The organism is Streptomyces sparsogenes subsp. cuspidosporus (genome assembly GCF_039532705.1).
Taxonomy (GTDB): Bacteria; Actinomycetota; Actinomycetes; order Streptomycetales; family Streptomycetaceae; genus Streptomyces; species Streptomyces sparsogenes.
Genome location: NZ_BAAASD010000054.1, coordinates 23,629 through 48,847, shown reverse-complemented (window position 1 = coordinate 48,847; position 25,219 = coordinate 23,629). Strand labels below are relative to the sequence as shown.

The window sequence follows — 25,219 nt, the reverse complement described above, 5'->3', positions numbered from 1 at the left end:
CGCCCCGCAGCCACCCCACCGGGCGATGGCCTCCACCCGCCGCAGCCCCCGTCAACCGCACCCCCCGCCCCCGCCCACCGGGCACCGACCCGCCGACCCGGTCGCCGGACGCGCCCGACGGCCGCATGCTGAGGGGCGCGGGACGCCGCACGCAGCGCGGGCGGCGGGCCGCCGGCGGGGGCCGGGAGCGGCTGCCGCCCGCGTGCCGAGGGGGCGCGGAACGCCGTACGCCGCGCGCGGCGCGTGTCATGGGGGGTCAGCCAGGATTTTCCGTGTACGCGCTAGCCTCGGCCCATGAGCAGGCCGCCGTTCCTCACGCTGCCCGGGTGTGCCCGGGCGTACCGTCTTCGCACCGTGCGCGGGGAGTTCGCCGTGCATGACGCGCGCCCGGAGGGGGCGGCGCGGGGGGCGGTGTTGCTGGTGCCGGGGTTCACGGGGAGCAAGGAGGACTTCATCGCGCTGCTGGAGCCGCTGGTCCGGGCCGGGTTCCGGGCCGTCGCGGTGGATGGGCGGGGGCAGCACGAGACGGAGGGGCCGCGGGACGAGGCGGCGTACGCGCAGGAGGAGCTGGCCCAGGACGTGCTGGCGCAGGCGGCCGCGCTGGAGGTCGGAGCCGGCGGCGGCGCAGCTGAGCGGGGCGTGCCGCTGCATGTGCTCGGTCACTCGCTCGGGGGGCTGATCGTGCGGGCCGCGGTGATGCGGGCCCCGGAGACGTTCGCCTCGCTGACGCTGATGAGTTCCGGCCCGGCCGCCATCTCCGAGCCGCAGCAGGCCCGCACCAAGCTGCTGATCGACGCGCTGACCGTGAGCGACATGGAGTCCGTCTGGCAGGCGATGCGCGAGCTGGACCCGCCGGAGGCGCCCGAGGAGTCGACGTCGCCCGCGGTGGAGGGCTTCCTCCACAAGCGGTGGCTCGCCACCGTCCCCGAGCAGTTGATGGCCACCGGGCGGCAGCTGAACCGGGAGCCTGACCGGGTCGCGGAGCTGGCCGCGGTGCCGCTGCCCAAGCATGTGCTGTCGGGGGTGCTGGACTACGCCTGGCCGGTGCCGCTGATGGACGAGATGGCCGAGCGGCTCGCCGCCCACCGTACGGTGATCAAGGGTGCCGGGCACTCCCCCAACGCCGAGCGGCCGCAATCCACCGCCGAAGCGCTGATCGCCTTCTGGGACGGCCTCGCCCGGCAATAGCCTGGCCCAGCGGCCGCACCAACCCCTAGTACTGGGCCTGCAGGTGCTCCCAGAAGCCGTCGCGCAGCGCCCGCCGCAGGTCGGCGTGCGTGCGCAGGGACAGCCGCAGCAGGGCCTCGGCGTCGATCAGCAGTTCCTGGTCGACCGAGCCGGGCAGATAGGGGTGGCCGGGCAGCAGCTCGGCGAGGGACTCCCGGCCGCGTGAGGACAGCCATCGCGCGGCGATCTGGGCCCCGACGAAGCGCACGTCGTCGCGGCTGGGCGCGGGCCCGCACTGCCCCGGGTCGGCGCCGTACGGCTCGAAGCCCGCCGGGCGGCGGGTGACGTACGGCTTGCAGAAGTCGAGGTCGAAGGTGCGCTGGCTGTCGACCTCCCACAGCAGCGGCTCGGCCTGGTTGCGCCCCTCGACGGCCTCGATGCCCCACAGGTGCACCCGCGCGCCGTATCCCTGCGCGGCCTCGACCGCGGAGACCAGGTCCTCGTCCCCGCCGATCAGCGCCGCGTCGCCGATGGCGCGGTGCCGGGCGAGGGACTCCAGGTCGGTGCGGATGAGCGAGTCGACGCCCTTCTGCTGGTTGTTCGCGTTGAGGTTGCCGAGGCGGACCTTGACGTCGGGCAGCTCGGCGATGCTCTGCTGTTCGGAGGTGTGGATCCGGCGCCGGGCGCCGTCGTACCAGTAGACGCGCAGCAGTCTGCTGTCCGGGAAGATCGTCCGGGCCTTGTCGATGAACGCCTCGATGAGCCCTTCGGCGTCGAGCTCGAAGGCCCTGCGGTCCTCCGTCCCGGCGACCAGCCGGCCGGCGGCCGCGTAGACATAGCCGGCGTCGACGAATATCGCGTGGGTGGAAGGTGTGGTCGCGACCTCGGCGAGCACGCGCTGCAGCAGCTCGTTGGTGCGCTCGATGCCGGCGGCGATCGAGGCGAGGTCTGGTTGGCCCGGAGGCGTTGCGTCACTCATACGCGGTTCATTCTCCGGGCCCGTGCGGCGAGGGCACAACCGGACCTGGTACGAGACGGTAATTAGACTCCCGAAAATTTTCTTTAGCGTAGGGAATGTTTTCCGGGGCACTCACTGTTGAACCGTACGGATGCTCGCGGCACAGGCGCCGCAGGCGTCCGTCTCACATCACAGTTCTCCTCAGGAGGATCAGACGAAGGGAGAAGCCATGCGCTTCGAGATCATGCGCCTTGACGACGTCGACGGCACCGCCGTGGACAGCACCGTTGTGGACGCCGCCTCCGTCAACCGGATCGTGCAGCAGGCCGCCGCGATCGGCCAGCGCATCTACATCCGCCCCGCCGAAAGCTCCGCCCGGTAACGCCCCGCCCGTGGATGCGTAGCTATACGTAGCTTGTCGTTATCGTTCATTCTTGTTCGCTACCGTTCGTTACGGTACGTTACGTCGCTGATCCACACGCCGTAGTCAGCTCGCACGCCGCGCCCCCGTGCCTCATCGCACGGGGGCGCACGTGCGTCCGGGCGCCCCGCTCAGCCGCCGTTGACCACCTGGGTGACCCCGTTGATGATCTGCTGCACGGCCAGGGCGGAGAGCATCATCCCGGCCAGCCGGGTGACCAGCACCACCCCGCCGTCCTTGATCAGCCGGATGATCAGCAGCGAGTAGCGCATGGTCAGCCAGAGCACCACATGCATGGCCGCGATCGCGGTCCACACCGAGACCTGACCGCCGAGCCCGTCCGCGTGCTGCACCGCCAGGATCACCGAGACGATGGCCCCGGGCCCGGCCAGCAGCGGCATGCCGAGCGGCACGAGGGCGACGTTCACGTCCTTGGTCTGGGTGGGCTCGTCGTTCTTGCCGGTCAGCAGGTCGAGCGCGATCAGCAGGAGCAGCAGCCCGCCCGAGATCATCAGCGCGGGGACCGAGACATGCAGATAGTCGAGGATCTGCTGGCCGCAGACCCCGAAGACGGCGATGACCCCGAAGGCGACGAGGGCCGCCTGGCCGGCCATCCGGCGCTGGACCTTGACGGGCCGGCCGGAGGTGAGCGCCAGGAATATCGGGGTGATGCCCGGCGGGTCCATGATCACGAACAGGGTGAGAAAGAGCGAGCCGAAGACGGCGAGGTCGAACACGGTGATGGGGCCTTGCGCAAGAGAGAGCGGAGATCGTGGAGAGAGAAGGGGGTGGGGCCAGCGTCAGGAGGCCGGCGTCGCGCGGACGGGCGGGCGGCGCCCGTTCAGCCCCCCGTGCCCGGCACCGGGAAGGCCCCGGTCGCCCGGCGGACGATCTCTCCGTAGATCTCGGGATCCGTCGTGTACTCACCGAGCCGACAGGTCTTACGACTGCCGTGGTAGTCGCTGGAGCCGGTGGTGAGCAGACCCAGCTCCGCGGCGAGCCCGCGCAGCCGCGCGCGGGTGGCCTCGTCGTGGTCCATGTGGTCCACCTCGATGCCGTCGAGCCCCGCGGCGGCGAGCTCCGCGATGGCGCTCTCGGGCACGCACTGCCCGCGCTTGAGGGCCAGCGGATGCGCGAAGACGGTCACCCCGCCGGCCGCCTTGACCAGCCGGATCGCCTCGAAGGGGTCGAGCTCGTGCTTCTCGACGTAGGCCCGGCCGCCGTTGGCCAGCCACTGCGGTGTGAAGGCGTCCGAGACGCTGTCGACGACGCCCAGCTCGACCAGCGCGGTGGCCACGTGCGGCCGTCCCACGGCCCCGTCGCCGGCGATCCGCGCCACCTGCTCCCAGGTGATCGGCACGCCCAGCTCACGCAGCTTGTCGACCATGGCCCGGGCGCGCGGCACCCGGTCGTCGCGTACGAGCTCGCGCTCGCGGGCCAGCTCCGGCTCGGCCGGGTCGAAGAGATACGCCAGCATGTGCAGGCTCACACCCGCCGAGTCGCCCCCGGACCTCTCGGACCCCTCGGAGCCCTGGGATCCCTTGGGAGCCTCGAAACCCCCCGGAGCCCCGGGCCCCGGGGCCGCCGTCAGCCGGCACGACAGCTCGGCGCCGGTGACCAGGGTCAGCCCCGCGGGCAGCGCCCGCTTCGCCTCCGCGTAGCCGCCGACGGTGTCGTGGTCGGTGAGCGCGACGACGTCCAGCCCGGCCGCGGCGGCGTTGCGCACCAGCTCGGCGGGGGTGTCCGTGCCGTCGGACGCAGTGGAGTGGGTGTGCAGATCGATGCGCACGACACGGACTCCAAGCTGCGGCGGTGGAACGGAGGGGACGCTTCAGGATAACCGCCCGCCGGATTTGCCCTCGCGCGCCGGGTCGCCGGCCCAGGAGCCGCCGGCCCAGGAGCGGTCAGCCCAGGATGCGGGGCGACAGCGCCCCGCAGGGCACCAGGTCCACCTCGGCCCCCGCGTCCCGCAGATCGGTGAGCACCATCTCGTCGTACATCATCAGACCGGTCTGCTCGGGCCATACGATCGCCCACAGCCACAGCCCGCACGCCTCGCCCGCGAACACCGCCCGGTCCTCCGGGGTGCCCTCGACCAGCCACAGCGGGGTGGGCCGCCCGGCGGCCAACACCTTGACCTGCGGGGCCCGGTCGACCCGCATGCCCGGACCGGGGTCGGGGCCGCGGATCCCGGCGTACCGCGCGCCGAGCCCCACCCCCAGCTCCTCCGCGACCAGCAGCAGCTCGCCGGGGCCGCCCAGCGGGCCGGGGCCGGAGCAGGCCACGGCGGTGGCCCGGCCGCCGCTGCGGTCGTCGCCCGCGCACGCGACGCCGGTGAACAGCCAGCCGACCGGCAGCGGCCATGGCATCCACACGGGCACCCGGGCGCGGTTGGTCACCACCACGAGCGCCTCGACGCTCGGCGGGACGACCGGCTGGAGAGGGTGCACCGTACCGTGCACCGCGCACTGCCAGGAGTCGGCGAAGAGACCGGGCGCCCGCACCCGGCCACCGCACTTCGGGCAACTGGGTTCGCCCCTCATAGGGCCCCACGGTCCTACCCGCGCGCCCCCGCGTCAAGGACGATCACCCGTCCGGATGCGACGCGGGCCGCGCGGGAACCCTTCAGTTCGCCAGCGGTACGCCCGAGCGGGTGGGGTCCCGCAGATCCGTGCCGTGCCGGAGCCAGCGGTCCTGGAGCGCCCCCGCCCCGTGCACCCGCTTCCACGCCGCCTCGTTGCCGGTCATGGGCAGCAGCGGCAGAAACCGGACCGGGTCCCTGGGCGGGTCGAGCTCCAAGTCCTCGACCAGTCCGCCGGGTTCGGCCACCAGGACGGAGGTGAAGGGCGCCCCCGACCACAGCGGCCCGCCCAGGTCCAGCGACGCGCCCGGCGTCACCACCACGCCCTCGACCTGGGGGGAGGCGGCCAGTACCGCGAGCGGGCGGAGCACCTCGTCCAGCACGGGCAGCTCGGGGCCGGCGCCGCCGATCCGCACCGTCAGCACCAGCTCGGCGCGCGGGCCGCGCAGCGGGTCGGCGAGGACGGCGGTCGGGTCGGTCATCGGCCGGTCGGACATGCCGAGCGTGGCGTAGCGGACCACGTCACCGTCGAGGAAGCGCAGCACCTCGATGCGGTCCGTGCCCACGAAGGTGACGGCCGCGCGGGCGTCCGGCTCGCCCAGCGCCGTGCGCAGCCGGGTCTCGACCAGCTGAAGAACGTCTGACATGCGGCGAGCATAGATCGCGTATCGAACAGGCAAAGCGACGTCTTGCCGCGTCAACCGGCTGATAGCCTTGGCCCCTGCCCGAGGAGTTACACGTCATCCCTCAAGGGGGACCGACCGGAGGAGGTGGGGCTGCAGTGGATCCTAGTCGACCGTGCAGTACCGACAGTTCTCCCGTCCTCTTCCCCTTGGTATGCGGCTGTTCGTGATCTGAAACCTTCCGTACCCCACCGCCTCGCGGTGAAACACGTGAAGTCTTCTCGCATCCGGGGCACTTGACGGTAGAGCGCCTTCGCAACGCTTCAGAACCTTTTGTCCAGCGTTTCCCCGCGAACTCCCGTCAGCGCCATCGCACGGAGTGCCGCCCGCTTTGCGGACGTAGGGCCGTCGAACCCGTACGTCCACCTTCCGGGCCGCGCTGCGCCGCGCGCCCGCCGCTGACGGCCGGCCCGTGAAGGAGCCCGTCATGTCGATGATCCGTGACCTGCGCGCAGCCGTCCGCCCCGCCCTGCGCCGCACCCGCACCACCAGCAACTACGACACCACCCGCGACCCGTCCGTCTCCACGGCGGTGATCGACTGCGCCGTCTACCGCGAGGGGCGGCGGGTCAGCGACCACCTGAGCCCGGCCGAGGCCATGGAGCGGGTGCGCGCGGAGGGCGGCTTCGCCTGGATCGGGCTGCACGAGCCGACGGAGCGCGAGTTCTCGGGCATCGCACAGGAGTTCGGACTCCACCCGCTGGCCGTGGAGGACGCGGTGCAGGCGCACCAGCGGCCGAAGCTGGAGCGGTACGACGACTCGCTGTTCACCGTCTTCAAGACGATCCACTACGTGGACCACGCCGAACTCACCGCGACCAGCGAGGTGGTGGAGACCGGCGAGGTGATGTGCTTCACCGGCCGGAACTTCATCGTGACCGTCCGGCACGGCGGCCAGGGCTCGCTGCGCGCGCTGCGCCACCGCCTCCAGCAGGACCCCGAGCTGCTCGCCACGGGTCCCTCGGCGGTGCTGCACGCGATCGCCGACCAGGTCGTGGACGGCTATCTGGCGGTCGCCGACGCCCTCCAGGACGACATCGACGAGGTCGAGATCGACGTCTTCTCGGCGGCCAGCTCCCGGCGGGGCGGCGACGCGGGGCGGATCTACCAGCTCAAGCGCGAGGTGCTGGAGTTCAAGCGGGCCGTCTCGCCGCTGCTGCGGCCGATGCAGCTGCTGAGCGAGCGGCCGATGCGGGTGGTGGACCCGGACATCCAGAAGTACTTCCGGGACGTCGCGGACCACCTGGCCCGGGTCAACGAGCAGGTGCTGGCCTTCGACGACCTGCTCAACTCGATCCTCCAGGCGAACCTGGCGCAGGCCACCGTCGCCCAGAACGAGGACATGCGCAAGATCACTTCCTGGGCGGCGATCTTCGCCGTGCCCACGATGATCGCCGGGATCTACGGCATGAACTTCGACTACATGCCGGAGCTGCGCTGGAAGTTCGGCTACCCGGCGGTGCTGCTGGTCACGGTCGGGATCTGCTTCGTGATCCACCGCGGTTTCAAGCGCAACGGCTGGCTGTGACCCGCCGGGCCCACCGGGGCCCCGGTGGGCCCGGCGGGGGCCGCCGGCCCGGGCGCCCTCAGCCGGGCCGTCTGCGGTCCGCCAGGACCACCAGCGCCAGCCCGACGAGGATCACCGCGAGCGCCGGGTAGGCGATCGCCTGCGGCGTCTGGCCCAGCCAGAGCGCGGCGATCAGGGCCGCGCCCGGCGTCTCCAGCAGCAGCGCGGTCGAGGTGACGGACGGCCCCAGCCCCTTGACCACGCGGTTGATCATCGAGTGGCCGAGGAGCTGGGCGGTGACCGTCAGCGCGGCCAGCTTCAGCCAGGTGGCGCCGCTGTAGCCGCCCAGGGCCGTGCCACTGGCCAGGCAGGTGAGCAGCAGAAGCACGCTGGTGGTGCCGTAGCAGACGTAGGTGTACGCCGTCGTGGACGCCGTCCGCCGCACCTCGGCGCCGAGCACCACGTACCCCGCCGCCGCGATGCCGCCGACCAGCGCGAGCGCGTCGCCCGCGAGCGCGCGGGGGGAGAGCGCCAGGTCGACGCCGGTCAGCATGACCACGCCGAGGACGGCGACCACCATGCCGGCCCAGGCCAGGGCGGGCGGGCGCTGCCCGCGCAGCCGCAGCAGCAGCGCGGTCCAGATGGGGGTGGTGGTGGCGAGCGCGGTCGACGAGGCGACGGAGGTCATGTGCAGGCTGGGCAGCCACGCCCCGAAGTGCAGCGCGAGCAGCACCCCGGCCCCGGCGGACAACAGCACCCCGCGGCGCCCCAACCCGCGCAGCTCCCGGCGGTGGCGCAGCAGCGCCAGGGGGGTGAGGGCACCGACGGCCATGGCGTTGCGCCAGAACGCGACCGCGAGCGCCGGGGCGGCCGTCGCGGCGATCAGGGGCGCGGAGAACGAGACCGAGGCGACGGCGAGCGCCAGCAGCGCGACATCGAGGGGGCCGCCGGGGTGCCCGGCGGGCGGCTTCCGCTCGGGACCCCGCCCAGGACTCCGCTCGGGCCGCGGAGTGGGCTTCGGGGCAGGGGTGACGGGCCCGGCCTGACCGGCCGGAGCGGCACCGGGGGACATTCCGGGGCGGCTGGAGCTGGCACTGGACACCGCCTCAGCGTAGGGGGCACGGGCCGCCCGGGGAACCGCACGCCCACGTGGTGGAACGGCTGTCCGTCAGGCGGTCGGCGGCGGTCCCGCGACCGTCCTGTCTCCCGTGGTCATAGGGTGTCCGCATGACGCAGACCCCCATGGACCGCGCGCTCGTCGAGGAGGCGACCAAGAAGTCCGCCCTGATCTGGGTCCGGGGCGCGGGCCCCGCCCCGGCCGCCGAGCGCGCGCTGTGGCACGTGTGGCACGAGGGCGCGGTCTGCCTGGTCGGGGACGGCCCCGGGGAGCAGCCGCTGAACGGGCTCGGGCTGGTGGACGGCGGCGCGGCCACCGTCACCGTACGCAGCAAGGACAAGGGCGGCCGGCTCGTCAGCTGGCCCGCCCGGGTGGCCGAACTCCCGCCCGGCGGCGATGCGTGGACGGCCGCCGTGGAGGAGCTCAAGGGCAAGCGGCTGAACGCGCCGGACGCCGAGCGGATCGCCGAGCGCTGGGCCCGGGAGTGCCGGGTGCTGCGCCTCGAGCCGGCCCCCGGCCCGCTGGAGGAGCTGCCGTCCGACTCCCTCGCCGCGCCCCCTCGGCCGAGCCCCGCCCTCACCCGCCGCCCCATGCCCGCCGGCCTCCCCAAACTCCTCGCCCGCCGCGGCCGCCCCCGCCGGAGCGGCTGAGCCGCCGAGGGCAGCCCCCCTACGTACCGCTGGGGATCTGCTGCCCGTAGTCGACCACCTCGTCCTTCGCGGGGGCGGTCAGGGGGAAGTCCTTGTCCCAGTCGGCGAGCCGGATGACGCCCGCGCCGCCCGCGCGCTGGAGCCGCAGCGGGTACGGCTTCCCCTCCAGGGAGACGTCGAGCGTCCCACCGCTCCCCTGGCCGCCGCGGATCCGGATGGTGCGTACGCCGCCGACCGTGCCACGGTCGCCGGTGGAGATCCCGCCGTGCAGGCCGAGGAGCCCGTCGAGCAGCAGGGTCTTGTCGGTCAGTCCGCTGAGCCGTTTGTACGAGGGGTCGCGGACCGGCACCTTGACGTACTTGTCGTCGAGCTTGTCGCCCACGCCGGCGCCGTTCTGCCCGGCGCTGTTCTGCCCGGCGCTGTTCTGCCCGGCGCCGCTCCCCGCGTGGTTGCCGGTCTTGTGCGTCCAGAAGCCCGCGTCGGCCTTGAGGTAGAGGTCCTTGCCGACGCGCAGCAGCTCGAAGGTGCTGCCCTCGGTGGAGACCTGGCCGGTGCCGCCGTCCGCCTTGAGCCGCATGTCGACCTTGTAGGTGCGCCCCTTGGTGACGAGCTGGCCGGACAGGCGTACCGCCTCGGCGGCGCCGGCGGCCTTCCTGGCTCTGCTCTCGATCTTGGTGGCGGGGAGCTTGCCCACGCCGTTCGTGCCCGCGTCGGGGTCCTCGCCGCCGCCGTCGTCGCCGCCACATCCGGCGAGCGCCGCGGCCAACCCCGCGCACATCGCCGCCACGAGAGCCGTGTTCCGGGTGCGCACGTCTGCTCTGCCTCCTGAAGCCGGTGCAGGGGCAGCGTACCGGTGCCGTCCGGGGGTGTGGGCACGGTCCCGAGGGACCACTGGTCCGGCGGCACGGCGGGGCCGGGCGCGCTAGCCTGAACCCGGCATCAAGCATCAAAAGCCGCGTACGGCAGCAGGTCGGCACAGAAGGACTCTTGGCACAGGGAGGCGCATGACATGCCCGCAGGCGCCCCCAGGGTGTTCGTCTCACACCTCGCGGGTGTTCCCGTCTTCGACCCGAACGGCGACCAGGTGGGCCGGGTCCGCGACCTGGTGGCCATGCTGCGCCTGGGCGGCCGGCCGCCGCGCGTCCTGGGGCTCGTCGTCGAGGTGGTCACCCGCCGCCGGATCTTCCTGCCCATGACCCGGGTGACCGGCGTGGAGTCCGGGCAGGTCATCACCACCGGCGTGGTCAACATGCGGCGCTTCGCGCAGCGCCCGACCGAGACACTGGTCCTCGGCGAGCTGCTGGACCGGACCGTACGGCTGGTGGAGACCGGCGAGGAGGTCACCGTCCTCGACGTGGCCATGGGACAGCTGCCCGCGCGCCGCGAGTGGGAGATCAACAAGGTCTTCGTACGCCGCGGCAGGTCCCGCGCGCTGCGGCGGCGCGGGGAGACGCTGACCGTCGACTGGTCCGCGGTCACCGGCTTCTCCCTGGAGGAGCACGGGCAGGGCGCGGAGAGCCTGCTGGCCACCTTCGAGCAGCTGCGCCCCGCGGACCTCGCCAACGTGCTGCACCACCTGTCGGAGAAGCGGCGCGGCGAGGTGGCCGCGGCGCTGGACGACGAGCGGCTCGCCGATGTGCTGGAGGAGCTGCCGGACGACGACCAGGTCGAGATCCTCGGCAAGCTCCAGGAGGAGCGCGCCGCCGATGTGCTGGAGGCGATGGACCCCGACGACGCGGCCGACCTGCTCTCCGAGCTGCCCGAGGAGGACAAGGAGCGGCTGCTGGCCCTGATGCGCCCCCGGGACGCGGCGGACATGCGGCGCCTGATGTCGTACGAGGAGGGCTCGGCGGGCGGGCTGATGACGCCCGACCCGATCGTGCTGCGCCCCGACGCGACGGTCGCGGACGCCCTCGCGCGGGTGCGCGACCAGGACCTGACCCCGGCGCTGGCCGCGCAGGTGTACGTCTGCCGGCCGCCCGACGAGACGCCGACCGGCCGCTACCTGGGCCTGGTCCACTTCCAGCGGCTGCTGCGCGAGCCGCCGTACACGCTCGTCGGCTCGGTCGTCGACACCGATCTGCGGCCGCTGCCGCCCGAGGCCCCGCTGCCCGGGGTGACCAGCTATCTGGCCACCTACAACCTGGTCACGGCGCCGGTGGTGGACGAGGGCGGCTCGCTGCTGGGCGCGGTGACCGTGGACGACGTGCTGGACCACCTGCTGCCGCCGGACTGGCGGGAGCGGGAGCTGTACGGCATGGCGCTGCCGCCGGTCGCCGACCGCGCGCCCCAGGTCCCCGCCGGCCGGCCGGAGGCCCCCGATGTCCGGTGAGGGAACCCGGCTCGACCGGCCCCGGGAGCGCCGCCGCGTGCGACTGCCGCGGTGGGACCCGGAGGCGTTCGGCAAGGCGTCGGAGCACATCGCCCGCTTCCTGGGCACCGGGCGCTTCATCGCCTGGATGACCGTCTTCGTCGCCGTATGGCTCGGCTGGAACATCCTGGCCCCGGAGCGGCTGCGGTTCGACTCCTACCCGTTCATCTTCCTCACGCTGATGCTCTCCCTCCAGGCCTCCTACTCGGCCCCGCTGATCCTCCTCTCCCAGTACCGGCAGGCCGACCGCGACCGCGTCACCCTCGAGCAGGACCGCGCCCGGGACGAGCGGTCCATCGCCGACACCGAGTTCCTGGCCCGGGAGATCGCGGCGCTGCGGATGGGCATGGGCGAGGTGGCCACCCGCGACTGGATCCGCTCGGAGTTCCAGGACCTGGTCAGGGAGATGGAGCGGGAGAGGGGGCCGGCCGCCCCGTCCCCCGCCCCCCATGAGGAACGGGACCGCTGACGCGCCTTACCGCTGAGTACCCCGCGCGCCGTACCATCTCCGTATGGCTACCGACACTGCCCCCACACCGACCGAGGACGCGGTGCGCGCCGCGCTCGCGACGGTCAACGACCCGGAGATCCACAAGCCGATCACGGACCTCGGCATGGTGAAATCCGTCGAGATCGCGGCGGACGGTACGGTCGCGGTGGCGGTCTATCTGACGGTCTCCGGCTGTCCCATGCGCGAGACGATCACCGCCCGGGTGCGGGAGGCGGTGGCCCAGGTCGCCGGGGTGACCGGCGTCACCGTCGAGCTGGATGTGATGAGCGACGAGCAGCGGCGCGAGCTGGCCGCCTCGCTGCGCGGTGGCCAGGCCGAGCGCGAGGTGCCCTTCGCCAAGCCCGGCTCGCTGACCCGGGTCTACGCGGTGGCGTCCGGCAAGGGCGGCGTCGGCAAGTCGTCGGTGACGGTCAACCTGGCCGCGGCGATGGCCGCCGACGGCCTGAAGGTCGGGGTGGTCGACGCCGACATCTACGGCCACTCGGTCCCCCGCATGCTGGGCGCCGACGGCAGCCCCACCCAGGTCGAGAACATGATCATGCCGCCGTCCGCCCACGGCGTGAAGGTCATCTCCATCGGCATGTTCACGCCGGGCAACACGCCGGTGGTGTGGCGCGGGCCGATGCTGCACCGCGCGCTCCAGCAGTTCCTGGCCGATGTCTACTGGGGCGACCTGGACGTGCTGCTGCTCGACCTGCCGCCGGGCACCGGGGACATCGCGATCTCCGTGGCCCAGCTGGTGCCCAACGCCGAGATCCTGGTCGTCACCACGCCGCAGCAGGCCGCCGCCGAGGTCGCCGAGCGGGCGGGGTCGATCGCGGTCCAGACCCACCAGAAGATCGTCGGCGTGGTCGAGAACATGTCCGGGCTGCCCTGCCCGCACTGCGACGAGATGGTGGACGTCTTCGGCACGGGCGGCGGCCAGACGGTCGCCGACGGGCTGACCCGGGCCACCGGGGCCACCGTGCCGGTGCTCGGGGCCATCCCGATCGACGTGCGGCTGCGCGAGGGCGGCGACGAGGGCAAGCCGGTCGTGCTGAGCGACCCCGACTCCCCGGCGGGCAGCGCGCTGCGGGCCATCGCGGGCAAGCTCGGCGGGCGGCAGCGCGGGCTGGCGGGCATGTCGCTGGGGATCACGCCGCGCAACAAGTTCTGACGGCCTGACGGCGCCCGGTGAGGGCGGTGGGCGACGGGCGGCCTCCCCAGGGGGCCGCCCCGACTCATTCCCCGCGTCCCGGTCGCAGGCGGTTCTTCCTACTCGTACGCGGTGATGTCCTTGACCACCGCGAAGCCCAGCCCGTACGCGCTCATCCCGCGCCCGTACGCGCCGATGTGCACACCCTCGCGGGCGGATCCGGCCAGCACCCAGCCGTACTCCGACTCGCGGTAGTGGAAGTCGGTCGGCACCCCGTCCACCGGCAGGGAGAGCTGCGACCAGCTCGGGCCGTCGAGGTCGTCCGCCAGCTCCCAGGCGATCGCCGTCTGCTGGTCCAGCCAGTCCTGGCGCAGCGCCCGCTCCATGCGCGTCGGCCAGGTGGACGACAGCAGGCCGGAGCCGGCCAGCCAGGCCGCGGAGGAGACCGAGGTGGCCTCCAGCACGCCGGTGCCGTCCGCGCTGTCCCGCACCGGGCGGCTGGCCACGGTCACCACGACCGCGAAGCGCTGCTGGTCCGGCTCGGTCTCCGCGCGCAGCGACGGCTCGTCGCCGTGGCCGGTGGAGCCGTGCTCGACCGTCCCGTCCGCGGCCGCGCCCACCTGCATCAGCCAGCGCCGCCCCGTGAACGCCTCGTCAAGGCCGTACCACGGGAAGGCGGCCATCAGATAGCCGTCGACCTTCCGCCGAGCGTCGGCGGGGATGCCTTGCGCGGCCGCCCCGGCGTCGCCGCCGGGCGCGCCCGATCCACCGGCGGCCCCTTCCGTCCCCAGCCGACTCGTCGTCTCCATCTGCGCGGAGCCTCCTCGTTGCCCTGCGTCGTGGGCGGCCCGCCCCCCTCAGGCGACCTCACCCCGGACAAAGGGAGGATAGCCATACGGGTCAACCAGCCTGGGCATACGGGGGGATCAAGTGGCGTCGGAGTCGAAGGGCGGACGATCCTCCCGCCCCGGCTCCTCGCGCTTGCGCAGCAGGTCAGGGGTGCTGGAGCCGCCGCCGGACCCGGAGCCGCCACCGGACCGCGAGCCCGGGGAAGAACCGGAAGAGCCCTGCGCGGAGTCACTCTCCCGGCCGTTCACCGCGTCCGCGACCTCGGCCATCTCCTTGCGGAGGTCGAAGCCGTTACGGATCTCCTTGAGGCCCAGGTCGTCCGAGTCCAGCACGTGCTTGCGGACGAAGTTCTTCGGGTTCAGGTCCTCGAACTCGAAGTCCTTGAACTCCGGGCCCAGCTCGGAGCGGATGTCCTCCTTGGCGTTGTCGGAGAACTCCCTGACCTTCCGTATGAACCGCGACACATCCTGGATGACCTTCGGGAGCTTCTCGGGACCGAAGACGAGCACCGCAAGGATGACGAGCGCGATCAGCTCGAGGGGTCCTATGTCGAAGAACACCTTGCAGCTCCTAGAGACGTCTGAGGCCACGGTCCAGGCCACAGAACACGGTACCTGCCCGTAGGGGCGGGGCGGGAGACGCCCGGACCAACATCGGGCGTCGTCCACGCTCCCCGCCGCCGGACGGTCTCAGCCGCTGCCCCCGGCCGAACCGAGCGTCAGCTCCACGGTCCGCTCCCCGCCGTCCCGGCGCAGCGTCAGCCGGAGCCGGTCGCCGGGCCGGTGGCTGCGGATCTTGACGATCAACTCCTGGCCGCTGTGCACCCGGACGCCGTCCACCTCGGTGATCACATCGCCGGCCTCGATCCCGGCCTTGTCACCCGGGCCGCCCGGGGTGACCGGCGGGCCGCCGGCGCCCCGGGTGTGCACCCGCGCGCCGTCCCCCGTGTACTCCATGTCGAGCGTGACGCCGATCACAGGGTGGGTGGCCTTGCCGGTGTTGATCAGCTCCTCGGTGACCCGCTTGCCCTGGTTGATCGGGATCGCGAAGCCCAGGCCGATGCTGCCGCCCTGGCCGCCGTCGGCCCCGGAGCCGTCGTCGGCCGCCCGGATGGCGCTGTTGATGCCGATCACCCGCCCCTTGGAATCCACCAGCGGGCCGCCGGAGTTGCCCGGGTTGATCGGGGCGTCGGTCTGAAGCGCGTCGACATAGCTGATGTCGCTGCCGTCGCCCTGCTCGCCGCCCGCGGTGATGGGGCGCTCCTTGGCGCTGATGATCCCGGAGGTCACGGTGCCCGCCAGGTCGTACGGGGCGCCGATGGCCACGACGGGGTCGCCGACGCGCACCGAGTCGGAGTTGCCGAGCGGCAGCGGATGCAGCCCGGAGACGCCCTCGACCTTGATGACCGCCAGGTCGTAGCCGCTGTCCCGGCCGACGACCTTCGCGTCCGCCACCTCGCCGCCGCTGAACGTCACCGATATGTCGCCGCCGGCCCCGGCGGGCTCCACGACGTGGTTGTTGGTGAGGATGTGGCCCTGCTTGTCGAGCACGAAGCCGGTGCCGGTGGCCTGCTCGGTGCCGCCGCTGACATGGATGGTCACCACGCCCGGCAGGGCGCCGGCGGCGATGCCCGCGACGCTGTCCGGGTCCCGTGGCTCGTCCTCGGCGGGCGCCTGCGGCAGGTGGATCGCGCTGCCCTCGCCGGCCCTCTCGTGCTCCAGATACGCGCCGATGCCGCCGCCGAGGCAGCCCGCGATCAGCGCGATCAGCACGGCCCCGGCCAGACCGCGGCGCCGGGGGGCCTTCCGCGGCGCGTCCGGCGACGGGGCCGAGGTCCACGGGTCGTAGTGCTGCCACTGCGCGGCCTGGCCCGGCTGGGCCTGCAGGGGCCCACCGGGTTGGGGCCCGCCGGGTTGGGGCCCACCGGGTTGGGGCCCGCCGGGTTGGGGCCCGCCGGGTTGGGGTTGCGGGGGCCGGCCGGGCTGCTGCGGGAGCTGGGCGGTGGCGGCGCCCGGGTCCGCCGGCGCGCCCGGCGGGAGCTGGGTGCCATGGGCCGGGGTCATCCCGGGCGGCGGCACGGCCTGGGGCGCGGCGGCGGGCGGAAGGTGGGTGCCGTGAGCGGGCGTCGCGCCCGGGGGAAGGCCGGGCGGAAGGTGGGTACCGTGAGCCGGGGTGGGCATGGGCCGCTGCACGGGAGGGGCCGGGGCCCAGGGGCCGGGGCCGCCGTAGGGCGGGGTGCTGTACGGATCGGGTTCGTGCAGCGGATGGACGGCGGCCTGCGCGCCCGGCGCGCTCTCGGGGCCCGGCGCGCTCTCGGCGCCCGACCGGCCCGCCTCGGGCCGGCTCCCCGCCTCGGGCCGGCTCCCGGCCGCGTGCTGACTGTCCGCCGCTTGCCGGCTGCCCACCGCGTCCGCGTCTGCCGCTGCGGTGCCGGACTCGCTTGCCGCGTCTGCCGCTGCCGCGTCGGCTTGTGCCCCGGTGTGTTCGGCGGGCTCCGCCGGCCGGTCCGACGCACCGTCACGGTCGCCTCCGGAGACAGCGTCACCGACAGCGTTGTCGGCGGGGCTTCGGGCCCCCGCCGACGGAACCGACGGAACCGACGGAACCGACGGAACCGACGGAACCAACGGAACCGACGCGCCGTCAGCCGCGCCCGGCGCCACGGAGTCCCCTGCCGTGGCGTCTTCCGCGGGCTTCGGCTCGGCCTCGGATGACGACCGGCCGGCGGGTCGTGTGACCGGGCGGTTCCACCACTTCGGCTTGGGCCCGGTGGCCTTTCCCTCGTCCATGATCTCCCCAGGTATCCCGCGACACGACGCGGACTGCGCCGCCTCGGGACGGCCGTCACCGCCACCGGGTGGCGCCGCCCGGAAGCGATTCAATCAGGTCCGCCACCACAGCGCGGCTCGCTTCCTCCCCATGTTTCAAGCTCGCCTCCGGGGCGCCTCAGCCCCTGTCGACGGTCGACCGTGCTCGGCCACTCGTTCCTCGCGGCCTGCGCGCGCTCTCCCTTTCGACAGCGGCGCGCCCCTTCGGCTGGCTCGCCAGGCGTATGCCGGGAGCCGCGCCGGGGCGGGGCCTACTCCGGCGGGGCGGCCACCCCGTGGTACGGCGGGGTCCGGGACGCCGACTGGGAGGGGCCCACCATCTCGGTCGGCGCGGGGGCCGGGGGCGTGGACGTCGCGGCGCGCAGCAGCCGGGTGGCCGCCAGGATCGGCTGGATCAGCGGGTCCGGGACGCTGCCGGAAAGCTCACTGAGGGTCTGGGATCCCGTGAAGCTCGGCGACGGCGTGCCCTGGGAGGCCGCCGCGTCCATCAGGCCCAGGTCGCGGCGGGTGCGCTCCCACACCCCTACGGCGTCCTCCACCTTGGTGCTCGCACCGACCGGGCTCACCGCGCTGTCCGAGCCCTCCGCCTGGCTGCCGGGCGACTCGACCGCCGCGTCCAGCGGAAGCGCGCCGCCGAGCGCGAACGCGGCCAGGGACACCGCCCCCGCCGCCGCGAAGGCGAACCGTCGGCGCGGGGCGGAGCGCCCGACCTCATGGATGCGGAAGCCGCGCTCACGGGAGGCGGCGACACGCGCGGCGGCCGGGCCGGCCGGCCCGGCCGTCGGCAGATACGCGAAGGGCTGCTCCCGCGGCTCGTGCGCACCGCGCACCCCCGCGGTGTCCCGGGCGCCGAAGACGCCGGAGCCGCCGAACGGCGAGCCGTCGCTCCCGGCGCCGTCGCCGTCGGGCCCGTCGGCCGACGACAGGCCCGGCAGGCCCTGGAGCCGCGCCAGGAAGCCCTCCGAGGGAGCGGGGGGCGCCGTCTGCGCGAACACGTTCTTCAGCCGCCGCTGAGCGTCGGCCTCCGCCTTGCACTTGCAGCACGTCGCGAGGTGCGCGAGTACGCGCTCGCGCGCGTCGTGCCCCAGCTCGCCATCGACCAGAGCTGCAAGGCGGTCGCCGAGATGCTGCTCGGCGGGGGACTGACCGCCTGACCGGGTCACGCGATTCCGACCTCCCCGCTCAGCCTGGGCGCGGCGACGCGGCGGGGCACCGCGGTCACCGTGCGCTGCTCGGCCCGGGCCTCGGGCGAGCGGTGCTTCAGGGCCTTGCGCAGGTGCGAGCGGCCGCGGTGGATCCGGCTGCGCACCGTGCCGAGCTTCACACCGAGGGTGGCGGCGATCTCCTCGTACGACAGCCCCTCGATGTCGCAGAGCACCACGGCGGCGCGGAACTCCGGCGCGAGGGTGTCGAGGGCCTGCTGCACATCGGCGTCGAAGTGGGTGTCGTTGAAATGCTGCTGGGGAGAGGGCTCACGGCTGGGGAGCCGCTCGGCCGCGTCCTCACCGAGCGCGTCGAAGCGGATGCGCTGCCGGCGGCGGACCATGTCGAGGAAGAGGTTGGTGGTGATGCGGTGCAGCCACCCCTCGAAGGTGCCGGGGCTGTACGTGGACAGCGAGCGGAAGACGCGGACGAAGACCTCCTGGGTGAGGTCCTCGGCGTCGTGCTGGTTCCCGGTGAGGCGGTACGCGAGGCGGTAGACCCGGGCACTGTGCGTGCTGACGATCTCCTCCCAGGTGGGAGGCGTCCACGCCGGGGCGTCCGCGTCGGTGGCGAAGGTCGCGGTCGTAGCGGAATCGGCGGAACGAGGACGGTCAGCAATGTCGGTCACGGATTTCGGCTCGCCCGCTGACCTGCGAAAGCGCCTCAGCACTCCCCGGTCACCGGCCGCAGCCGCACCTCCCCTGTCGGCTCTGGTGGTGTCCAGTAGAGCCCCTACCATATCCACCTCGCCCGTTAGCTCCGGATAAGCATTTTTGACCTGCATTTGTTCGTGGTCCACAAGCTCCCCCTTCCTCTTCCAACGCCCGGTCCCATCTGCGGGTTCCCGGGCGCAGCGGCTACAGTCACGCTTGCGTCAACTACGGGGACAGGAGAGGGCCATTACCGGCAACCGGCAGACGAGCTGGGCGTTCGCCGACGCGTACGTAGCCGAGGACGCAGCCCTGCGCTGGGCCCGTGAGCGGGCCCGGGAGGCGGGGATGCGCTCGGTGTCGTCCGGCACGGGCGCGGCGCTGCGCCTGCTCGCCGCCGCCGCGGACGCCAAGGCCGTCGCCGAGATCGGCACCGGGACCGGCGTCTCGGGCATCCACCTGCTGCACGGCATGCGGCCCGACGGCGTGCTGACCACCGTGGACTCCGAACCGGAGATGCAGCAGCTGGCCCGGCAGGCGTTCCGCGCCGCGGGCTTCACCGGGAACCGGGCGCGCTTCATCCCCGGCCGAGCGCTCGACGTCCTCCCCCGGCTCGCCGACGGCGGCTACGACCTGGTGTTCTGCGACGGCGACCGCTCCGAGTGCCTCGACTACCTCGGTGAATCGTTGCGCCTGCTGCGGCCTGGCGGGCTGGTGTGCTTCGAGGGCGTCTTCGCGAACGGGCGGACCGTGGACTCCGCGGTGCAGCCGGCCGAGGTGCTGCGCCTGCGCGAGCTGCTGCGCACCGTGCGGGAGTCCACCGTGCTCCAGTCGTCGCTGCTGCCGGTGGGCGACGGGCTGCTCTGCGCGGTCAAGCGCGGGTGAGGGCGGCTCGGGCGGCGGCGGGCGCAAAAGCACCGCCCCGGCGGCCGGTATGGACATACCGGCCGCCGGGGCGGCACACGGGTGGTGGTGGGACCGATGGCTTCAGCCGACGACCTTCTTCAGGGCATCGCCGAGCGCGTCGGCCTCGTCCGGGGTCAGCTCGACGACGAGCCGACCGCCGCCTTCGAGCGGAACGCGCATGACGATGCCCCGCCCCTCCTTGGTCACCTCGAGCGGGCCGTCGCCCGTCCGCGGCTTCATGGCCGCCATGCTCGTTCCCCTTCCTGAAACCAGCTCATCGCAGCCGACAACCCAGGTGTCACCGGCATCGAACACGTTGCTTCCCTGTCATTATCCCGCATGGCACGACCCGATGACCAACATCGGTCGGCAACCCCTGCGCAACGCGCTCACCCAAAACCACCCAATTCGGGGAGGGGTCGCGATACCGTACGGGCGCCGACGCCCGAGGTGCCTCCCCGCGGCGGCCCGGAAGGGGCCGGTTGTTTGACGCAGGTCACATGTCGGGCACAGTCATACGCCGAACACGGTCGCATGTCGGCCGCGGTCATATCTCGGGCACGGTCGCGTGTCGCCCCGCGCCGATCTCCGGCATGCTGTGCGCTGACCGCCGCGCCGGGCCCGACCGGGCCGCCGGTGCGGCGCACCGAGCCGCGACCCAGCCGCACCGGAGGACCCACCATGGCCGACACCGTGCTCTACGAGCTGACCGACGGACTCGCGACGATCACCCTGAATCGTCCCGACGCCATGAACGCGCTCAACATCGACGCCAAGGTCGCGCTGCGCGACACCCTGCGGCAGGCCGCCGGGGACCCGGCCGTGCGGGCCGTGCTGCTCACCGGCAGCGGCCGCGCCTTCTGCGTGGGCCAGGACCTCAAGGAGCACATCGGACTGCTGGCGGCCGAACGGGCGGGCCAGGGCGAGGGCTCGACGATGAGCACCGTCGCGCTGCACTACAACCCGATCGTGACCACCATCGCGGGGATGCCGAAGCCGGTCGTCGCCGCGGTCAACGGGGTCGCGGCGGGCGCGGGCGCGGGCTTCGCCCTCGCCGCCGACTACCGCGTCGTCGCTGACACGGCCTCCTTCAACACCTCCTTCGCCGGGGTCGCCCTCACCGCCGACTCCGGCACCTCCTGGACCCTGCAGCGCCTGATCGGCCACGGCCGCGCCGCCGACCTGCTCCTCTTCCCGCGCTCCGTGGGCGCCCAGGAGGCCTACGAGCTGGGCATCGCGAACAAGGTCGTCCCGGCCGCGGAGCTGGCCGCCGAGGCGGCGGCGGTGGCCCGGCGGCTGGCGGAGGGCCCCACCGGGGCCTATGCGGCGATCAAGGAATCCCTCGCCTACGCGGCCGGGCACAGCCTGACCGAGGCGCTGTCCAAGGAGGACGAGCTGCAGCGGCGCGCGGGCGCCTCGGAGGACCACCTCGCCGCGGTGGACGCCTTCGTCAAGAAGGAGAAGCCCCGCTTCACCGGCCGCTGAGTGCCGCCCCCGAGCCCCGGGCGTGGCAGTCGGCCAGGTGGTCGTCGACCAGGCCGCAGGCCTGCATCAGGGCGTAGGCCGTGGTCGGTCCGACGAAACGGAAGCCTCGCTTCTTGAGGTCGCGGGCCAGCGCCGTCGACTCCGGGGTGATCGCGGGGACGTCGGCGGAGGTCCGCGGCGCCGGGCGGGTGGCCGGGTCCGGGGCGTGCGACCAGATCAGCTCGTCCAGCTCGCCCGCCGCCATCCCGGCGGCCGCCCGCGCGTTGGCCACCACGGCGGAGATCTTGGCCCGGTTGCGGATGATGCGGGAGTCGCCGAGCAGCCGCTGCTCGTCCGCCACCGTGAACTCCGCGACCGCCGCGATCTTGAAGTCGGCGAAGGCGGCGCGGAAGCCCTCGCGGCGGCGCAGGATCGTCAGCCAGGACAGGCCGGACTGGAACGCCTCCAGGGAGATCCGCTCGAACAGGGCGTCGTCGCCGTGGACCGGGCGGCCCCACTCGGTGTCGTGGTAGACGCGGTAGTCGGCCATGGTCTCGGCCTCGAGGCCCCACGGGCAGCGCACCAGCCCGTCCGGACCCGGAACCGCTCCCCCGGCGTTCACGCCCCCTCCCCGTCGGGTCGGCGCGGCGGGGTGTCGGGCAGCGGCGGATGGTGCGGGGGCGGATCGTGCGGGGACAGATCGTGTGTCGGCAGGTCATGGGCGGGCGGCCCGGGCGGCGGCAGGTCGCGCGGCAGGCCGGGCGGGGCGGTGTCGTGGGGCGGCAGACCCGGCGCGGCGGTGTCCCCCGGTGGGAAGCCGCCGGGCCGCTCCAACGGGCCGGCCCCGCCGTGCGCCGACGCCCGCGCCCCGGCCAGGGCCGTCTCCAGCTCGGCGATCCGGGCGTCGCGCTCGGCCAGCTCGGCGCCGAGCCGGCCCAGCACATCGTCCACATCGGCCATGCGGTACCCCCGCACGGTCATCGGAAGCCGCAGGGCCTCCACATCGGCCCGGCCCAGCGGCCGGTCGGCGGGCAGCGCGTCGTCGAGCCGGTCGGGGGGCGCCTCGGCCAGCGCGCCGCCGTCACCGCCCCCGACGACCGCGAGCGTGACCGCGCCGACCACCACGACCAGCGCGATCAGCAAGAACCAAAACACGACGACCGTCTCCCCGGGGTGCGCGCGTACGTCCTACCCGTACGTCCTATCAGTCTGCCTCGATCGTGCCATGCCCCACCGACAGTTATCGTCGCTGAAGCCCTCTGAAGAGGAAGCGAGAGGAAGTACGGAATGCTGCGGCTCGGACGGCGTGAGTTCGGCGAGAACGAACAGGTGATCATGGCGATCGTGAACCGGACGCCGGACTCCTTCTACGACCAGGGGGCCACCTTCCGCGACGAGCCGGCCCTGGCCCGGGTCGAGCAGGCGGTGGCGGAGGGCGCGGCCATCATCGACATCGGCGGGGTGAAGGCCGGTCCCGGGGAAGAGGTGAGCGCCGCCGAGGAGGCGCGCCGCACGGTCGGCTTCGTCGCCGAGGTGCGCCGGCGCCACCCCGACGTGGTGATCAGTGTGGACACCTGGCGCCATGAGGTCGGGGAGGCGGTCTGCGAGGCGGGCGCGGATCTGCTCAATGACGCGTGGGGCGGGGTGGACCCCAAGCTGGCGGAGGTGGCGGCCCGGCACGGCGTCGGCCTGGTGTGCACCCACGCGGGCGGCGCCGAGCCGCGCACCCGGCCGCACCGGGTCGCGTACGACGACGTGGTGGCCGACATCCTGCGGGTCACGCTCGGGCTGGCGCGGCGCGCCCTCGAGCTGGGCGTGGAGCGCGAGTCGATCCTGATCGACCCGGGCCACGACTTCGGCAAGAACACCCGGCACTCGCTGGAGGCGACCCGGCGGCTGGGCGAGCTGGCGGAGACCGGCTGGCCCGTGCTGGTCTCGCTGTCCAACAAGGACTTCGTCGGCGAGACGCTCGACCGCCCGGTCAAGGAGCGGCTGCTGGGCACCCTGGCGACGACCGCGGTCTCGGCCTGGCTCGGCGCGCGGGTCTACCGGGTGCACGAGGTGGCCGAGACCCGCCAGGTGCTGGACATGGTCTCGGCCATCGCCGGCCACCGGCCCCCGGCGGTCGCCCGGCGCGGACTGGCCTGACGCGGTCGCCCGGCGCGACCTGGCCCGGCGGTCGCCCGGCGCGGACTGGCCTGACGGCTCCGGGCGCTGGACCGGCGGCGCCGGACGGGGCCCGACGGCGCGGAGCGGGGGCGGTGGGGCCGGCGATCGGTCAGCCGCCGGACTCCTTGGTCATCAGCTCGACGACCTCGTCCACGTCGTCCGTGAGGCGGAACAGCTCCAGGTCCACCGGGCTCGCCTTGCCCTGCGCGACGAGCGTGTCCTTCAGCCAGCCCACCAGCCCCTGCCAGTAGGCGCTGCCGTAGAGGACGATCGGGAAGCGGGTCACCTTCTTCGTCTGGACGAGGGTGAGCGCCTCGAAGAACTCGTCCAGGGTGCCGACCCCGCCGGGCAGCACCACGAAGCCCTGCGCGTACTTCACGAACATCGTCTTGCGGACGAAGAAGTAGCGGAAGTTCACGCCGATGTCGACGTACGGGTTGAGCCCCTGCTCGTACGGCAGCTCGATGCCGAGTCCGACGGAGACCCCGCCCGCCTCGCACGCGCCCCGGTTCGCCGCCTCCATCGCGCCCGGGCCGCCGCCGGTGATCACCGCGAACCCCGCCTCCGCGAGGGCCCGCCCGATCCGCACCCCCGCCTCGTACTCGGGGGATCCCTCCGGCGTGCGGGCGGACCCGAAGACGCTGACCGCCCGGCCCAGCTCGGCGAGCGTGCCGAACCCCTCGACGAACTCGGACTGGATGCGCAGCACCCGGAACGGGTCCTCGTGCACCCAGTGCGTCGCGCCCTGGGTGTCCAGCAGCCGCTGGTCGGTCGTGCCGGCCCGTACCTGGTGACGTCGGCGCACGACCGGGCCCTGGCGCTGCTCCTGCGGCGCTCGCTCGTCGTCGGCTTTGCCCATGTGTGCTCCCTTCGCCAAGATCTGCCTCGGATCAGCCGCAGATCTGTCGTTCAGCCTAGGCCCCCCGGCGGCGGGCGGAGCCAAGAAAAAGGGTGTTCAGCGCGTCAGCCACGCCCGCAGCCGCTCCTCGGCCTCCAGCACGGCCGCGGTGGCGACGTGCTCCTCCCGGGTGTGGGCGAGCTTCGGATCGCCGGGGCCGTAGTTGATCGCGGGCACGCCGAGGCCCGAGAAGCGGGCGACGTCCGTCCAGGCGTCCTTGGGGGCCACCTCCACGCCGACCGCCTCGACGAAGGCCGCGGCGGCCGGGCGTGTCAGGCCGGGCAGGGCGCCGGGCGCGCTGTCGGTGACCTCGACCTCGAAACCGGCGAACACCTCGCGCACATGCTCCAGCGCCTGCGCCTCGGAGCGGTCGGGGGCGAACCGGTAGTTCACGGTCACCACGCAGAGGTCCGGGATGACGTTGCCCGCGTGGCCGCCCTCGACGCGCACCGCGTTGAGGCCCTCGCGGTAGGTGAGCCCGTCGATCTCCACGCGGCGCGGCAGGTAGCCGGCCAGCCGGTCCAGGATGGGCGCGGCCTTGTGGATGGCGTTCTCGCCGAGCCAGCTGCGCGCGGAGTGGGCGCGCCGGCCGGTGGCGGTGACCCGCACCCGCAGGGTGCCCTGGCAGCCGCCCTCGACCTTGCCGTCGGTGGGCTCCAGCAGGACGGCGAAGTCGCCGGCCAGCCACTCGGGGTGCCGGCCGGCCAGCCGCCCCAGCCCGTTGAGCTCGGCGGCCACCTCTTCGTGGTCGTAGAAGACGAAGGTCAGATCGCGGTTCGGGGCGGGCACGGTCCGGGCGATGCGCAGCTGGACGGCCACGCCGGACTTCATGTCGGAGGTGCCGCAGCCCCACAGCACGCCGTGCTCGTCGAGCCGCGAGGGCACGTTGTCGGCGATCGGCACGGTGTCGATGTGCCCGGCGAGCACCACCCGCTCGGCCCGTCCCAGGTTCGTCCGGGCCACGACGGCGTCCCCGTCGCGGTCGACGGTCAGGTGCGGCAGGGCGCGCAGGGCCTGCTCGACGGCGTCGGCGAGCGCCTTCTCGTCGCCGCTGACCGAGGGGAAGTCGACGAGCCGGGCGGTGAGCCGGGCGGCGTCCAGGGACAGATCGAGTGCGGGGTGTGCCATGGAGCCGACCCTAGACGAGGACC

Annotated in this window: 26 protein-coding genes and 1 pseudogene; 10 read left to right on the top strand and 17 right to left on the bottom strand. The window is 73.6% G+C overall.

The genetic code is table 11. The features are described from left to right. The first annotated feature begins 294 nt into the window (after window positions 1-294). The gene (locus ABFY07_RS37890; protein ID WP_346178823.1) at window positions 295-1,188 is read left to right on the top strand and encodes an alpha/beta fold hydrolase; all 894 of its coding nucleotides are present in this window, start codon (window positions 295-297) and stop codon (window positions 1,186-1,188) included. A 25-nt stretch (window positions 1,189-1,213) separates the two neighbouring features. On the opposite strand, the gene ABFY07_RS37885 is transcribed toward ABFY07_RS37890, so the two are convergent. Continuing rightward, entirely contained in the window at window positions 1,214-2,146 is a 933-nt protein-coding gene (locus tag ABFY07_RS37885; RefSeq protein ID WP_065964146.1) for an NYN domain-containing protein, read from the bottom strand. 208 nt (window positions 2,147-2,354) lie between these two features. Between ABFY07_RS37885 and ABFY07_RS37880 the strand changes: the two genes are divergently transcribed. Then, window positions 2,355-2,507 carry a hypothetical protein gene (locus ABFY07_RS37880; RefSeq protein WP_014176661.1) on the top strand — a complete coding sequence of 51 codons (153 nt, stop codon included), beginning with the start codon at window positions 2,355-2,357 and terminating at the stop codon, window positions 2,505-2,507. A gap of 170 nt (window positions 2,508-2,677) precedes the next feature. On the opposite strand, the gene ABFY07_RS37875 is transcribed toward ABFY07_RS37880, so the two are convergent. The 4 genes from ABFY07_RS37875 to ABFY07_RS37860 all read right to left on the bottom strand — a co-directional run bounded on the left by ABFY07_RS37875 (window position 2,678) and on the right by ABFY07_RS37860 (window position 5,774). Beyond that, on the bottom strand, window positions 2,678-3,283 hold the full coding sequence (locus ABFY07_RS37875; protein ID WP_346178822.1) for a MarC family protein: 606 nt from the start codon (window positions 3,281-3,283) through the stop codon (window positions 2,678-2,680). 104 nt (window positions 3,284-3,387) lie between these two features. Further along, window positions 3,388-4,335 carry a PHP domain-containing protein gene (locus tag ABFY07_RS37870; protein WP_346178821.1) on the bottom strand — a complete coding sequence of 316 codons (948 nt, stop codon included), beginning with the start codon at window positions 4,333-4,335 and terminating at the stop codon, window positions 3,388-3,390. Between the two features lie 115 nt (window positions 4,336-4,450). After that, window positions 4,451-5,089, bottom strand: coding sequence for a DUF6758 family protein (locus tag ABFY07_RS37865; RefSeq protein ID WP_065964140.1), 639 nt, complete (start codon window positions 5,087-5,089; stop codon window positions 4,451-4,453). A gap of 82 nt (window positions 5,090-5,171) precedes the next feature. Next, window positions 5,172-5,774: a suppressor of fused domain protein gene (locus tag ABFY07_RS37860; protein WP_346178820.1), complete on the bottom strand. Its 603-nt coding sequence runs from the start codon at window positions 5,772-5,774 to the stop codon at window positions 5,172-5,174. A 463-nt stretch (window positions 5,775-6,237) separates the two neighbouring features. Here ABFY07_RS37860 and ABFY07_RS37855 point away from each other — a divergent pair, with 463 nt between their 5' ends. Continuing rightward, window positions 6,238-7,338, top strand: a complete 1,101-nt coding sequence (locus ABFY07_RS37855) for a magnesium and cobalt transport protein CorA (RefSeq protein ID WP_346178819.1) — start codon at window positions 6,238-6,240, stop codon at window positions 7,336-7,338. A gap of 58 nt (window positions 7,339-7,396) precedes the next feature. Here the strand turns inward: ABFY07_RS37855 and ABFY07_RS37850 are convergent, their stop codons facing one another. Further along, on the bottom strand, window positions 7,397-8,419 hold the full coding sequence (locus tag ABFY07_RS37850) for a DMT family transporter (RefSeq protein ID WP_346178818.1): 1,023 nt from the start codon (window positions 8,417-8,419) through the stop codon (window positions 7,397-7,399). Window positions 8,420-8,544: 125 nt separating this feature from the next. Between ABFY07_RS37850 and ABFY07_RS37845 the strand changes: the two genes are divergently transcribed. Continuing rightward, a complete protein-coding gene (locus tag ABFY07_RS37845) occupies window positions 8,545-9,084 on the top strand; it encodes a hypothetical protein (RefSeq protein WP_346178817.1) in 540 nt (179 codons plus the stop codon). A 19-nt stretch (window positions 9,085-9,103) separates the two neighbouring features. On the opposite strand, the gene ABFY07_RS37840 is transcribed toward ABFY07_RS37845, so the two are convergent. Then, entirely contained in the window at window positions 9,104-9,895 is a 792-nt protein-coding gene (locus ABFY07_RS37840; RefSeq protein WP_428837078.1) for a hypothetical protein, read from the bottom strand. Between the two features lie 198 nt (window positions 9,896-10,093). On the opposite strand from ABFY07_RS37840, the gene ABFY07_RS37835 reads away from it, so the two are divergent. Genes ABFY07_RS37835 through ABFY07_RS37825 form a run of 3 tightly spaced genes read left to right on the top strand, consistent with a single transcriptional unit; the run spans window position 10,094 to window position 13,122 of the window. Then, window positions 10,094-11,416 (top strand): magnesium transporter MgtE N-terminal domain-containing protein, encoded by a 1,323-nt coding sequence (locus ABFY07_RS37835; protein WP_346178816.1) that lies wholly within the window; start codon window positions 10,094-10,096, stop codon window positions 11,414-11,416. After that, the gene (locus ABFY07_RS37830; RefSeq protein ID WP_346178815.1) at window positions 11,406-11,924 is read left to right on the top strand and encodes a DUF1003 domain-containing protein; all 519 of its coding nucleotides are present in this window, start codon (window positions 11,406-11,408) and stop codon (window positions 11,922-11,924) included. The genes ABFY07_RS37835 and ABFY07_RS37830 overlap by 11 nt, the downstream gene beginning before the upstream one ends. Window positions 11,925-11,967: 43 nt before the next feature. Beyond that, complete coding sequence (locus ABFY07_RS37825; RefSeq protein WP_065964126.1) at window positions 11,968-13,122, top strand: Mrp/NBP35 family ATP-binding protein; 1,155 nt, start codon at window positions 11,968-11,970, stop codon at window positions 13,120-13,122. A 98-nt stretch (window positions 13,123-13,220) separates the two neighbouring features. Here the strand turns inward: ABFY07_RS37825 and ABFY07_RS37820 are convergent, their stop codons facing one another. The 5 genes from ABFY07_RS37820 to sigE form a co-directional block, all read right to left on the bottom strand. Continuing rightward, complete coding sequence (locus ABFY07_RS37820) at window positions 13,221-13,910, bottom strand: hypothetical protein (RefSeq protein WP_428837077.1); 690 nt, start codon at window positions 13,908-13,910, stop codon at window positions 13,221-13,223. Between the two features lie 117 nt (window positions 13,911-14,027). Then, window positions 14,028-14,510, bottom strand: a complete 483-nt coding sequence (locus tag ABFY07_RS37815; RefSeq protein ID WP_065964123.1) for a sec-independent translocase — start codon at window positions 14,508-14,510, stop codon at window positions 14,028-14,030. Window positions 14,511-14,639: 129 nt separating this feature from the next. Further along, window positions 14,640-16,739: a trypsin-like peptidase domain-containing protein gene (locus tag ABFY07_RS37810; protein WP_346178814.1), complete on the bottom strand. Its 2,100-nt coding sequence runs from the start codon at window positions 16,737-16,739 to the stop codon at window positions 14,640-14,642. A gap of 290 nt (window positions 16,740-17,029) precedes the next feature. After that, window positions 17,030-17,941 (bottom strand): anti-sigma factor family protein, encoded by a 912-nt coding sequence (locus ABFY07_RS37805; protein ID WP_346178813.1) that lies wholly within the window; start codon window positions 17,939-17,941, stop codon window positions 17,030-17,032. Continuing rightward, window positions 17,938-18,720 (bottom strand): RNA polymerase sigma factor SigE, encoded by a 783-nt coding sequence (sigE, locus tag ABFY07_RS37800; protein WP_346178812.1) that lies wholly within the window; start codon window positions 18,718-18,720, stop codon window positions 17,938-17,940. The genes ABFY07_RS37805 and sigE overlap by 4 nt, the downstream gene beginning before the upstream one ends. A gap of 130 nt (window positions 18,721-18,850) precedes the next feature. Between sigE and ABFY07_RS37795 the strand changes: the two genes are divergently transcribed. Then, a complete protein-coding gene (locus ABFY07_RS37795; RefSeq protein ID WP_346178811.1) occupies window positions 18,851-19,516 on the top strand; it encodes an O-methyltransferase in 666 nt (221 codons plus the stop codon). A 102-nt stretch (window positions 19,517-19,618) separates the two neighbouring features. On the opposite strand, the gene ABFY07_RS37790 is transcribed toward ABFY07_RS37795, so the two are convergent. After that, window positions 19,619-19,786, bottom strand: a complete 168-nt coding sequence (locus tag ABFY07_RS37790; RefSeq protein ID WP_003966491.1) for a DUF3117 domain-containing protein — start codon at window positions 19,784-19,786, stop codon at window positions 19,619-19,621. 432 nt (window positions 19,787-20,218) lie between these two features. Between ABFY07_RS37790 and chcB the strand changes: the two genes are divergently transcribed. After that, a complete protein-coding gene (gene chcB / locus ABFY07_RS37785) occupies window positions 20,219-21,022 on the top strand; it encodes a 2-cyclohexenylcarbonyl CoA isomerase (RefSeq protein ID WP_346178810.1) in 804 nt (267 codons plus the stop codon). On the opposite strand, the gene ABFY07_RS37780 is transcribed toward chcB, so the two are convergent. Both ABFY07_RS37780 and ABFY07_RS37775 read right to left on the bottom strand, forming a co-directional pair. Then, window positions 21,009-21,623, bottom strand: coding sequence for a DNA-3-methyladenine glycosylase I (locus ABFY07_RS37780; protein WP_346178809.1), 615 nt, complete (start codon window positions 21,621-21,623; stop codon window positions 21,009-21,011). The two genes, chcB and ABFY07_RS37780, sit on opposite strands and share 14 nt — an antisense overlap. A 125-nt stretch (window positions 21,624-21,748) precedes the next feature. After that, window positions 21,749-22,156, bottom strand: a pseudogene (locus tag ABFY07_RS37775) (DivIVA domain-containing protein); the annotation flags it as partial. Between the two features lie 132 nt (window positions 22,157-22,288). Here ABFY07_RS37775 and folP point away from each other — a divergent pair. After that, complete coding sequence (folP, locus tag ABFY07_RS37770) at window positions 22,289-23,149, top strand: dihydropteroate synthase (RefSeq protein WP_065964114.1); 861 nt, start codon at window positions 22,289-22,291, stop codon at window positions 23,147-23,149. 130 nt (window positions 23,150-23,279) lie between these two features. Here the strand turns inward: folP and ABFY07_RS37765 are convergent, their stop codons facing one another. Together ABFY07_RS37765 and dapE are read right to left on the bottom strand one after the other, a co-directional pair. Then, on the bottom strand, window positions 23,280-24,029 hold the full coding sequence (locus ABFY07_RS37765; protein WP_065964113.1) for an LOG family protein: 750 nt from the start codon (window positions 24,027-24,029) through the stop codon (window positions 23,280-23,282). 96 nt (window positions 24,030-24,125) lie between these two features. Continuing rightward, window positions 24,126-25,196 (bottom strand): succinyl-diaminopimelate desuccinylase, encoded by a 1,071-nt coding sequence (gene dapE, locus ABFY07_RS37760; RefSeq protein WP_065964110.1) that lies wholly within the window; start codon window positions 25,194-25,196, stop codon window positions 24,126-24,128. Between the last annotated feature and the right edge of the window lie 23 nt (window positions 25,197-25,219).

Bases quoted from the DNA above. Each gene is read 5' to 3' on its own strand.
- ABFY07_RS37845 (WP_346178817.1), top strand. From the start codon at position 8,545: ATGACGCAGACCCCCATGGACCGCGCGCTCGTCGAGGAGGCGACCAAG.
- ABFY07_RS37880 (WP_014176661.1), top strand. From the start codon at position 2,355: ATGCGCTTCGAGATCATGCGCCTTGACGACGTCGACGGCACCGCCGTG.
- ABFY07_RS37825 (WP_065964126.1), top strand. From the start codon at position 11,968: ATGGCTACCGACACTGCCCCCACACCGACCGAGGACGCGGTGCGCGCC.
- ABFY07_RS37820 (WP_428837077.1), bottom strand. From the start codon at position 13,910: ATGGAGACGACGAGTCGGCTGGGGACGGAAGGGGCCGCCGGTGGATCG.
- ABFY07_RS37890 (WP_346178823.1), top strand. From the start codon at position 295: ATGAGCAGGCCGCCGTTCCTCACGCTGCCCGGGTGTGCCCGGGCGTAC.
- ABFY07_RS37765 (WP_065964113.1), bottom strand. From the start codon at position 24,029: ATGGGCAAAGCCGACGACGAGCGAGCGCCGCAGGAGCAGCGCCAGGGC.
- dapE (WP_065964110.1), bottom strand. From the start codon at position 25,196: ATGGCACACCCCGCACTCGATCTGTCCCTGGACGCCGCCCGGCTCACC.
- ABFY07_RS37810 (WP_346178814.1), bottom strand. From the start codon at position 16,739: ATGGACGAGGGAAAGGCCACCGGGCCCAAGCCGAAGTGGTGGAACCGC.
- ABFY07_RS37835 (WP_346178816.1), top strand. From the start codon at position 10,094: ATGCCCGCAGGCGCCCCCAGGGTGTTCGTCTCACACCTCGCGGGTGTT.
- ABFY07_RS37860 (WP_346178820.1), bottom strand. From the start codon at position 5,774: ATGTCAGACGTTCTTCAGCTGGTCGAGACCCGGCTGCGCACGGCGCTG.
- ABFY07_RS37830 (WP_346178815.1), top strand. From the start codon at position 11,406: ATGTCCGGTGAGGGAACCCGGCTCGACCGGCCCCGGGAGCGCCGCCGC.
- ABFY07_RS37865 (WP_065964140.1), bottom strand. From the start codon at position 5,089: ATGAGGGGCGAACCCAGTTGCCCGAAGTGCGGTGGCCGGGTGCGGGCG.
- folP (WP_065964114.1), top strand. From the start codon at position 22,289: ATGCTGCGGCTCGGACGGCGTGAGTTCGGCGAGAACGAACAGGTGATC.
- ABFY07_RS37855 (WP_346178819.1), top strand. From the start codon at position 6,238: ATGTCGATGATCCGTGACCTGCGCGCAGCCGTCCGCCCCGCCCTGCGC.
- chcB (WP_346178810.1), top strand. From the start codon at position 20,219: ATGGCCGACACCGTGCTCTACGAGCTGACCGACGGACTCGCGACGATC.
- ABFY07_RS37885 (WP_065964146.1), bottom strand. From the start codon at position 2,146: ATGAGTGACGCAACGCCTCCGGGCCAACCAGACCTCGCCTCGATCGCC.
- ABFY07_RS37790 (WP_003966491.1), bottom strand. From the start codon at position 19,786: ATGGCGGCCATGAAGCCGCGGACGGGCGACGGCCCGCTCGAGGTGACC.
- sigE (WP_346178812.1), bottom strand. From the start codon at position 18,720: ATGGTAGGGGCTCTACTGGACACCACCAGAGCCGACAGGGGAGGTGCG.